Origin of the sequence: Streptomyces sp. NPDC102437 (assembly GCF_044765565.1) — a bacterium.
Classification (GTDB): Bacteria; Actinomycetota; Actinomycetes; order Streptomycetales; family Streptomycetaceae; genus Streptomyces.
In genome coordinates, this window is sequence record NZ_JBIWKI010000094.1 from 1 (window position 1) to 9,936 (window position 9,936).

A 9,936-nucleotide genomic window follows, 5' to 3' on the forward strand; every position below is an offset into this window, starting at 1 on the left:
TGGAAGCCTCAAGAACTCCCATCATCGCAGGTCACAAGGCACTTCCTCGTTTCCCGAAGAGCCATCCACGGCCGTCACATCGGTGGATCAAGGCTAAGCGGGGGCAATTTCACTGCGCCGGGATGCATCTTGGTTCGGGTGTTCTGCGGCACCGTAAACGAACCGCAGATTTCCTTCCAGCAGCAATCCGAGAGCTTCACCGGCAGATGGTATGGAAGCATCTTTCATAGCAGCAGGCTAAGGCATCACTCCTCCTTCTGTAGGGATGGCCGCAGCGGCGCCGGCTCCACTGATGAAGCTGTGGTGTCCTGCTCCCCTCTGCGGCCTGCTGCTCAGCCCGCAGAGGGGAGAAGTGGCGGGGCGGGTCGACCTGCCCCAGCCGCTCGAACGCCACCCGAGGCATAACCGCAGGTTATCTCCGGATCACCGATGATCCCCTACCGGACGCCTATAGCAAATCCTATGGTGGCTCTTGCACAACGATCCCTCACAGAGGAGAAGCACCCATGGCCTATCTGGAGATCACGCTTCAGGTTTCGGATTCGAACCGGCCGGCGGCTGCCGACGTCTACACGCGATACAAAAAGCCGTTCCTGGATTCCATTCCCGGCGCCTCCGGCAAGGAACTGCTGATCCGGGACGAAGATGTCCAGGTGCTGCACACGTTCGATACCACCGAGCAGGCCCAGGCGTACCTGACGTCCGCCCTCTTCACGGCGGACGTCGTGGGCGCGCTGAAGCCGCTCTTGGACGCCGCCCCCGACATCCGGATCTACGACACCGTCTGAGCCTGAACCGCGGGGCGGCCGCTCTGCCTGCACACCGAGCGGCCGCCCCGGTCGCTCTGCCGGCCGTCGCAATCAGCCGCCGAGCCGACAGAGTCCTGACACGCGGAGCCGACCCATGATGAACAGGTGAGCCGATGCACGACGTAGAAGCACTGTTGCGCGAGTACGACCGGGCCCGCGCCTACACGGACGATCTGTGGCGCGATCTGGGCCCCGACGAGGTGGTCTGGCGCCCGCACGAGAACTCCAGCGCGATCGGGTGGCACCTGGGGCACCAGGCCCACGTCGCCCACTTCATGGTCCGCAATCTCACCGCCGCGGAGCCGAGCCCGGACCCGGAACTGGACGCGCTGTTGGACTCGGCACAGCCGGAACGCCTCCGAGGCGCCCTGCCCACGGTCCAGCGGCTGCAGGACTTCCGATCAGCAGTTGCCGAACGCGTCCACGCCCGTATGGGCGACATCATCTCGGGGCGCGTCCAAGCTGGTTCGCAGATGAACGTCATTGCCGCCCACCTGCTCACGGCTCTCGTCAACCACGAGTACCAGCATGACCAGTGGATCAGCGAGGTGCGGGCCCAGAACCTCGGCCACGCTCTGCCGCCGGACCCCGACTCGGACACGGTCTGCCGCATCGACGGCTACCTCGTCCTCGACCACGTGTAAGAGCGGCGTCTGCGCCCCCAGGCCCTCCGTGAAGCGTCCGGCCGCACACCCTCTTGTGCCTTGAGCACGGCAAGCGCAGGCCCACTCTGAAGCTCTTGGTCCCGCTGGCCCGTCTGTACCAGGTATCTCTGGACGACCTGGTCGCAAAGCGAACAACACCGGATCCGCGCGTACCGCAGCAACCTGTCGCTGTCGATGGAATTGCTACATGGCGCTGGCTCACCGGTCCCCCAAGTCCGCCCTCACCGGTTTCTGATCCAGCCCACAGGGCCCCCGCTCGGATCCCCTTTGACGATGCACGACGGAGTCGACTGGCTCTACGTCGTGTCCGGGCGCCTGCGGCTCACCTTGCGGAACCGGACCTTCGTACTCGCGCCGGGTGACGCCGCAGAGTACGACGCCGGTCAGCCCCACCAGTCAGACCCGACGACCGCACCTGCCGATGTCCTCCCCTTCCTCGGCCCCGCAGGGGAGCGCAGTCACCTACAGAACGCCAGGTGAGCACAGGAGCCGGAGCCCAGCCGACCTCGATGTGCGGGCACTGCGATGACATCTGCTTTGGTGTGCGTCTCCACTGACCCATGATGCAACCAGGAGCGCTGATCTACGTGCATCGTCGACACATCCAGCTCGCCCTGATCGCGGCAGTGCAGGTCCTGAGCATGGCCATGTGGTTCTCCGCCTCAGCCGTCGTCCCGGCACTTCGCGCTGCGTGGCACATCAGCGATAGCCAGGCTGTGTGGCTGACGTCTTCCGTCCAAGTCGGCTTCGTCGTCGGCGCGGTCGCCTCTGCTGCGGTCAACCTGCCCGACCGGAGCAATGCTCATGACCTGTGGATCGGCCTCGGGTTGGACGCGAAGGGCGTACCTTCCCGAGTGATCGACTTCTGGTCATCGAGTAGGCCGACGTTGCACCGTCGGTTGGGAAGGCACGCCCGTGCTGAGCGTAGTGAATGCCGATGGAACGACCGAGACCGGCTCTCTGATCGACGACATCGTCCGCGAGGGCGCGAGGCGGATGCTGGCCGCCGCTCTGGAGGCTGAAGTCAACTCCTACATCGCCGAGTTGGCCGACCAGCGGGACGAGAGTGGGCGCCGCCTGGTGGTCCGCAACGGCTATCACCAGACCAGGAAGGTCGCGACCGCGGTCGGGGTGATCGAGGTGAAGGCCCCACGCATCAACGACAAGCGCATCAACGAGGCAACCGGCGAGCGCAAGCGGTTCTCCTCGGTGATCCTGCCGCCGTGGTGCCGCAAGTCCCCGAAGATCAGCGAGGTGCTGCCGCTCCTCTACCTCCACGGCCTGTCCAGCGGGGACTTCGTGCCCGCGCTCGAGCAGTTCCTCGGCTCCTCGGCTGGCCTGTCGCCGGCCACCGTCATCCGGCTGACCGCCCAGTGGCAGGCCGACCACAAGGCGTTCAGCGAGCGCGACCTGTCCACCACGGACTACGTCTACGTCTGGGCCGACGGTATCCACCTGCGCATACGGCTGGAGGAGGCGAAGGCCGCGGTCCTGGTCGTCATGGGCGTGCGCGCTGACGGAACCAAGGAGCTAATCGCGATGGCCGACGGCTACCGCGAATCCTCGGAGTCCTGGGCGAGCCTGCTGCGGGACTGCCAGCGGCGCGGCATGCGCGCTCCCGTCCTCGCCGTCGGCGACGGAGCCCTGGGTTTCTGGAACGCGTTGAACGAGGTCTTCCCCGAAGCCCGCCACCAAAGGTGCTGGGTTCACAAGACGGCCAACTGCCTCGACAGCCTCCCGAAGTCAGCTCAGCCCGCGGCAAAGAAGGCCATCCAGGACATCTACAACGCCGAGGACAAGGGGCACGCGGCCGCCGCGGTCAAGGCGTTCGCCAAGCAGTACAGCGCGAAGTTCCCCAAGGCCGTCAAGAAGATCGTCGATGACGAGGATGAGCTGCTGGCGTTCTACGACTTCCCCGCCGAGCACTGGATCCACCTGCGGACAACCAACCCCATCGAGTCGACCTTCGCGACCGTCCGTCTGCGGACCAAGGTCACCAAGGGCGCCGGATCCCGGGCCGCCGCCCTGGCGATGGTCTTCAAGCTCGTCGAGTCCGCCCAGGCCCGCTGGCGAGCCGTGAATGCACCCCACCTCGTTGCCCTCGTCCGCGCTGGGGCCCGCTTTGAACGCGGCCAGCTCCTGAACGGTCGCAGACGACCGCGGCGTGAATGGGGTGGCGGACCTGCCTCGAAGTTCGAGAACATCCGGTCATGTTGGATGGCACGGCAGGACAGGACCTTCCGGTCGGCCTCGGGTTCCGGCCGTATCGCGGCGACGAAGACCACGGCGCCATGGCCGCGGTGCGGCTGGGGTGTGTTGAACGGGACCGGGTCGATGTCCATTCGGTAGTGGAAGGGCTCCCGACAGCGGCCGAGATCGCCGAAGCTTCTGCCAAGTTGGAGGAGCCGTCCAAGAACCAGATCCTGGTGGTGCTCGACGAGAGCGTCGTCGGCTACGCGACGATCCGGTGGTGGCAAGAGCGAGACGATACGTGGCTGTACCTGCACCGCGGCTACCTCTTGCCCGAGCATCGCGGCCAGGGCATCGGCTCAGCCATGCTGAGCTGGGCCGAAGAGCGGATCCGCCAGCTCGTCAAACAGCATGGAACGGCGCGGACGGCAGTGATCGGCGCGAACGCCATGGCCTCCGAGCAGGACGCCACGGCACTTCTGCGCGCAGCCGGCTACCGACATGTCTTCAGCCTGGTCGAGCTGGAGCTGGGCGATCTGCAGCAGGTGCCCGAGCCGGGCAGCGAGCTGCCAGCCGGGATACGGACAGGGCCGATCGGGACAAGCCACTACCGTGCAGCCTGGAGGACGGTCGTCGATTCGTACGCGGACCGCGGTTTCACTCAGAGATGGCCTTTCCAGGACTTCGTCGACACCGCCGACCCGGCATGCTGGAGGGCTGCCTGGAACGGGCAGGACATGGTCGGCGTCGCCCTGTGCTCCATCCGCCGTCACGACCACACCGTGGGCGAGGTGGAAGAGCTGAGTGTCCGGACGGACCAGCGACGCCTCGGAATCGGCCGGGTCCTGCTGCTGGACGGGCTGCGGAGCCTTCGCGAGCAGGGTGCAACGACCGCTCGGCTGTTCACGGGCACGGCAAATCCACACCGGTCCTACGACCTTTACGAGAGTGTGGGGTTCCGGCGGCGGAACGAGTACGTCCGTTACCGCAAGCCGCTTGCTTGATCGACCGGCCATTGGGCTGTCGGGTCAGTCCACAGGATTTGACAATACCTCGCCCGACCGGGTCCCGCCTCACTACGTGGCAGCGGCCGGAGCGCTCGGCGCTGCCGCAGCCAGCCTTGTGCTGCCTCTATTCGCTCACGGCCTCCTCCTGGCGGTGATATGCCGAATGGTGGTCGGCGTCTGTCTCGCAGGCGTCTACCCAGTCGGCATGAAGCTGATGGCTTCCTGGTTTCCCAGCGCCGGCCGTGGGCTCGCTCTCGGCGTCCTCGTCGCCTCCCTGACGCTCGGTTCAGCCCTGCCTCAGCTGATCAACGGTCTGCCAGGCCTTCCCTGGGAGGCCGTGCTGCTCACCTCCAGCGCCCTCGGCATGACCGCTGCCGTACTGACCATCGACCTGGTGCGTCCTGGACCCCATCTGGCCACAGGCATGCGGCCAAGGCCTCGCTACATCCTTGAGATGTTCCGCCACCGCAGACCGCTTCTGGCCAACCTCGGCTATTTCGGGCACATGTGGGAGCTGTATGCCTGGTGGACCTGGCTCCCCGCATACATAGCCGCAAGCACCAGCCGCGACGGAGCACAACCACCTTCACAGCTGGTCCTGGGCATTGCGGCCTTCATCTCCATCGGGGTCGCCGGCGCGGCCGGATGCCTTCTTGGCGGCTGGGCCGCCGACCGCTACGGCCGGCCACAGGCCGCTGGCACTGCTCTGGCCATCAGTAGCCTGTGCTGCGCCGTTTCGCCCCTCATCTTCGCCGCACCCTGGGCCGTGATGATGGCGTTCCTGCCTCTGTGGGGGGCTGCAGCTGTTGCGGACTCTGCCGTGTTCTCCACAGTACTCAGCGAGGTCGCGGACCAGAGGTACACCGGCACCGCCCTCACGGTTCAGACGGCGATCGGCTTCCTGCTGACCGTGGTGTCCATCAACAGCGTTCCTGCGCTGGCCGGCAGCGGCGGCTGGCAGTACGCCTTCCTCCTACTGGCACCCGGGCCAGCCCTCGGCGCGCTCGCTATGGTCTCGCTCGCCCGCGGGAGCGCCCGTAATGCGGGTCGGCATGCGCTGGGCTAACGAGTACGGTCAGTCAGTTCGGACTGGCCCCCACGTGTTCCTGTTCCCGCCAGCGCGACCCGCGCACTGGAGGTAAGCGTCGCGGATGGCAGAGACTGCGGCGTGATGGCGCTCAGCGATCTTATGCAGCAGCGTGACCAGTTGGGCGACGCCGCTGCCGACGAGCCGGTAATAGATGCGCACGCCGCTGGTAGCGCTGCGGATGGACGTGGAACCGGCCGAGCGTGATGTGTTCACCAGGCCGCAGCGGCCGTACGCCGCGGCGGTGACCGCGTCGGTCCGCGCCCCTGGAAGGAAGCCGGTCGCAGCCACACGGAGCAGGCCATCGTGCGTGCTCCGCCGCGCGGGCGCTGCACCCGGAAGTCCTGCAGACGAGTGCGCAGCCATTACCGCGCGGCCTCGGCCGATTCGGTGTTCTCGCTCCGCTCGCCGAGGGCGAGCGCCTCGGCCTCATCCCACGGGTCGTAGGGTGGTCCTCGACCAGGCCGGGGTGTGCCATTCATGGCTCTGCGCCATGTGTCCCTCGCCCTGGTAGAGGAACTGCCGGGAGCCGACGGCGTGCAGCAGCCGGTACAGCTCCCCTACGACCGCTCCCTGGTCATCAACGCCCACGACCAGCACGGGGCCTCCGCCGCCACGCGCCAGCTACTGGGTCTGACGGATCCCCCCACAGCCCTGTTCGCCGGCAACAACATCGTCACGCTGGGAGTCGTCACCGAACTCGCCCGCAGCGCACGGAAGGACGTCGCCGTCGTCGCCTTCGACGACGCGCCGCTCGCCGAGGCACGCGAACCCGCCTTGACCGTCGTCGCCCAGAACCCCGAGGAAATCGGCAGGACGGCGGCGACTACCGCTCTGGCACGCTTCGACAGAGACCGCTCCCGCACCCGCACCGTGTCCACGCGACTGGTCGTCCGGGGCTCGGGTGAGCGGTCTGTCCCTACGATGCAGATAGTTTGACGCAGGGAGTTCAACGCGGTGCAGCGGGCCCAGAGCCAGGGCTGACGACGGGTCCGCGTGGGAAATGGTTCTGCTCGACCCCGCGCCCTGCTTCGGCATATCGAAGTCAACCGCCCACCGCCCGCTCCTGATTTGGTCCCGGGCCGGCGTCTGGGGCCGCCTGCACGAAGCCGTGCTGCACCGGCTCGACGACGCCGGCCTCATCGACGTCACCCGCGTCGTCCGAGTCAGGTCAGCTGTCGGCGTGGATCTTCCGCGCCGACAGCTGTGGGTCTCACTGTGCGGTGGCAGCGTCCAGCACGATACGGAAGCGGGGTGCCCCGGCCTTCAGGCGTGAGACGGCCTCGCCTGCCTGTCGCAGAGGCATGCGCTCGATCATGGGGCGTACTCCGGTGGTGAGAGCGAAGGCCATGGCCTCCTCGGTCTCACGCGCGCTGCCCGTGAGGTGGCCGGTCACGATCTGTCCGTTCATGACGAGCTGGGCGGCGGGCACCGTCAGGGAGCCGGCATCGACGCCGACCAGGGTGAGCTGCCCGTGGACGTTTAGGCCGGTGAGGAGTTCGTTCACCGGTTCGGTCGAGGAAGCCGTGTAGACGATGAGATCGGCACCGCCGAGCGCCGTGAGGGCAGCGCCCGGGGCCTGGGCGTTGCTATCGATGTAGTGGTGCGCTCCGAGGTCCTTGGCGAGCTTCTCGCGGTCGGCTCCTCGGGCGATGGCGATCGTCTCGTATCCGAGGTTGTGCGCGAACTGGACTGCGAGGTGACCAAGACCGCCAAGCCCGAACACGGCGACCCGTCCTCCGGCGGGCGTGTTCGCCTGGCGGATGGCGTTGAAGGTGGTGACGCCTGCGCAGCCGAACGGTGCCGCGTCGAAGAAGTCCAGGCCGTCCGGGATACGGGCGAGTGCGTCGGCAGGCACGGTGATGCTTTCGGCCCAGCCGCCCGGATAGGACAGTCCGGGGACCTTGCGCTCCGCGCAATGCACGACGTCACCGACCCGGCAGAAGGCGCAGTGTCCGCAGCTGCCACCGAACCAGCCAACGGCCACACGGTCGCCGACCGACCAGCCGACTACGCCGGTACCGACCGCGGCGATAGTCCCGGCGACCTCGTGCCCGGGAGTGACGGGGAAGGCGATGCCCTTGCCTGCGGCTGCCGCCGTGCCGATGTCGGCGTTGCACACCCCGCTTGCGGTGACGGATACGCGAACCCATCCGTCGGCAGGCGGCGCGGGCTCGGTCACGGACGCGACCAGGGGCCCCTCGGGTTCGGTCACGACCATGGTGACAACGGAGTCAGTCATACTGCTCTTTCCATTCCGCTACGCGACGATCTGTATAGCCAGCATTTATGACGGGCTGACTTGCTCTCGACCCTAAGCAGAGTGGATTACTCTCGGTAGAAGACATCCGCGAATACTCCGATAGGGCATGGTTATGATGGACCGTCTGAACCTGGAAGGCTTGCGGTATGCGCAGGCGGTCGCCGAGACGAAGTCGTTCAGTGCTGCCGCCCGGGCGTACGGCGTGAGTCAGCCCGCCTTGTCCAACGGCATTGCGAAGCTGGAGGAGCGCCTTGGCGACCGGCTCTTCGACCGGTCTCCGCGCGGGGTGGCCCAGACCGATTTCGGCAAGCGGATCCTGCCTCTCGTCGAGCGCGCTCTGGCGGCGCTCGACGCGGTATCGGCCGAGGCCAGGCGGCTGACTGAGCCTGGTGAGCAGAAGATCCGCATGGGGGTTTCGCCTCTGATCAGCTCACGTCTGGTCGCCCGGGCATTCAGCGCGGTGTGTGATCTGCCTGTGCCGCGCGATCTCGTCCTGCGCGAGGCGAATATGCAGGAGCTGCGGGAAGGGCTGCTGGCCGGCCGGCTCGACATCATCCTAATTCCGGCCGTTGCTGCGATGCCGCACTACGAACACCGTGTCATCGATGTCGAGCCCATCGTCGTCGTCCACGCCGAACCCGGTGAGGACAAGCCGCTGGAGCTCTCGGAGGCAGGCAAGGAACAGTTCATCCTCGTACCGAACACCTGCGGCCTGACAACGTTCACGACACAGCTGTTCGAGTCGCGTGAGATGCCGCTCAACACGTACGCAGGCGAAGCCGCGAGCTACAGCGTGCTGGAAGAGTGGACCAAGCTGGGCCTGGGCTCTGCTCTGGTGCCCCGCTCCAAGCTCACCTCGCCCACTGTGCCCCACCGGCCCTTGATGGACGACGGCCGCGAGGTGCAGATCTCCTTCGAGGCGGTGTGGAGCGCTGATTCCTCGCTCGGCGCTGACCTGGCCCACCTCTCAGGTGTTCTTGCCGCCTCCCGCACCGCGCACCTGCAGTCGGCGAGCTGATCCAGCAGGCCCGCAGCGGCACAAAGTCTGCCGCTGCCCTCTGGACCGGACCGGTGCATCGAAGCTCAGGACGTCCCGGCAGCGCCGTACACGTCAGCACAGATGCCGAAGGTCACGGCCGTACGTCTCGCTCAGATGCAGGCGAAGCGCCTCGGTAAACCCGTCGGGGTCGTCGCTGCGCAGGTGCCCGATGAGCGCCTCGTGCTCGGCGATGATGTCCTCACAGCGGGCGAGCAGGGTCCCTCCATAGCTGAACAGGAGGAAACGCTGCCGGTCGCCAAGCCGGTCGTTGAGTTCGAGCATGACCAGGTTGTCACCGACCTCCACGAAGGCGCGGTGGAAGCCGATGGTGAGCTCGATGAAGCGGTGGAGTTCGCCGTCGGCGAGGGCCTGCTTCTGCTGCTCTACGTCTGCTTCCAGGCGCTGGGCGAGTTCATGCCTGCGCTCGGGCTCGGCGCGCTGTACGGCAGTGGCTTCCATGATCAGACGGGCTTCAGCGAGGTCGGCGGTGACCTTCTCGCTCATGCCCCGTACGAGAGCGCCTCGCTTGGGGTAGATGGTGATCCACCCTTCGTCCTGGAGGCGGTGCAGGGCTGCACGGACCGGGGTGCGGCTCACTCCGAGGTCGGCGGCAAGGGAGGCCTCTCCCAGCATGGTGCCCGGCTTGTGTTTTCCATTGAGAATGCCGTCACGGATGGCCGCATAGGCACGCTCGGAGGCGCTCTCGGTTGTCGACATGGGACCCATCTTCTACGAACTTGGGTTAGCCTCGGCGTTTCAGTTGGGTCTGCTGGGCGGCTGAGCGAGGTTGTTTCAGGCCGTGTCGGCCGGTGGGCATGGTGAGGGCCCGACGCGGGGTCGGGTTCTCCAAGGTCCTTGAGTCGAAGGTGGGCAGGA

The 9,936-nt window shown here is 66.7% G+C and carries 8 protein-coding genes and 3 pseudogenes; 9 read left to right on the forward strand and 2 right to left on the reverse strand.

Annotated elements, in window-relative coordinates; genetic code table 11:
- Positions 1 to 506: 506 nt before the first annotated feature.
- The 8 genes and pseudogenes from ACIRJP_RS41105 to ACIRJP_RS41140 form a co-directional block, all read left to right on the forward strand.
- Complete coding sequence (locus tag ACIRJP_RS41105; RefSeq protein WP_404186147.1) at positions 507 to 788, forward strand: hypothetical protein; 282 nt, start codon at positions 507 to 509, stop codon at positions 786 to 788.
- A gap of 134 nt (positions 789 to 922) precedes the next feature.
- Positions 923 to 1,453 carry a DinB family protein gene (locus tag ACIRJP_RS41110; RefSeq protein WP_404186149.1) on the forward strand — a complete coding sequence of 177 codons (531 nt, stop codon included), beginning with the start codon at positions 923 to 925 and terminating at the stop codon, positions 1,451 to 1,453.
- A gap of 294 nt (positions 1,454 to 1,747) precedes the next feature.
- Positions 1,748 to 1,954, forward strand: a complete 207-nt coding sequence (locus ACIRJP_RS41115; RefSeq protein WP_404186151.1) for a cupin domain-containing protein — start codon at positions 1,748 to 1,750, stop codon at positions 1,952 to 1,954.
- 435 nt (positions 1,955 to 2,389) lie between these two features.
- Positions 2,390 to 3,616: pseudogene (locus ACIRJP_RS41120) on the forward strand (IS256 family transposase); the annotation flags it as partial.
- A 68-nt stretch (positions 3,617 to 3,684) separates the two neighbouring features.
- Positions 3,685 to 4,668 carry a GNAT family N-acetyltransferase gene (locus ACIRJP_RS41125; RefSeq protein WP_404186153.1) on the forward strand — a complete coding sequence of 328 codons (984 nt, stop codon included), beginning with the start codon at positions 3,685 to 3,687 and terminating at the stop codon, positions 4,666 to 4,668.
- A gap of 76 nt (positions 4,669 to 4,744) precedes the next feature.
- Positions 4,745 to 5,737, forward strand: a complete 993-nt coding sequence (locus tag ACIRJP_RS41130) for an MFS transporter (protein ID WP_404186155.1) — start codon at positions 4,745 to 4,747, stop codon at positions 5,735 to 5,737.
- A 573-nt stretch (positions 5,738 to 6,310) separates the two neighbouring features.
- Positions 6,311 to 6,697 (forward strand): annotated as a pseudogene (locus tag ACIRJP_RS41135) (substrate-binding domain-containing protein); the annotation flags it as partial.
- A gap of 82 nt (positions 6,698 to 6,779) precedes the next feature.
- A pseudogene (locus ACIRJP_RS41140) lies at positions 6,780 to 6,920 on the forward strand (IS5/IS1182 family transposase); the annotation flags it as partial.
- Between the two features lie 51 nt (positions 6,921 to 6,971).
- On the opposite strand, the gene ACIRJP_RS41145 reads toward ACIRJP_RS41140, so the two are convergent.
- A complete protein-coding gene (locus ACIRJP_RS41145; RefSeq protein ID WP_404186157.1) occupies positions 6,972 to 8,000 on the reverse strand; it encodes an alcohol dehydrogenase catalytic domain-containing protein in 1,029 nt (342 codons plus the stop codon).
- A 133-nt stretch (positions 8,001 to 8,133) separates the two neighbouring features.
- Here ACIRJP_RS41145 and ACIRJP_RS41150 point away from each other — a divergent pair, with 133 nt between their 5' ends.
- On the forward strand, positions 8,134 to 9,039 hold the full coding sequence (locus ACIRJP_RS41150; RefSeq protein WP_404186159.1) for a LysR family transcriptional regulator: 906 nt from the start codon (positions 8,134 to 8,136) through the stop codon (positions 9,037 to 9,039).
- Positions 9,040 to 9,132: 93 nt separating this feature from the next.
- On the opposite strand, the gene ACIRJP_RS41155 is transcribed toward ACIRJP_RS41150, so the two are convergent.
- The gene (locus tag ACIRJP_RS41155; RefSeq protein ID WP_404186161.1) at positions 9,133 to 9,777 is read right to left on the reverse strand and encodes a GntR family transcriptional regulator; all 645 of its coding nucleotides are present in this window, start codon (positions 9,775 to 9,777) and stop codon (positions 9,133 to 9,135) included.
- Between the last annotated feature and the right edge of the window lie 159 nt (positions 9,778 to 9,936).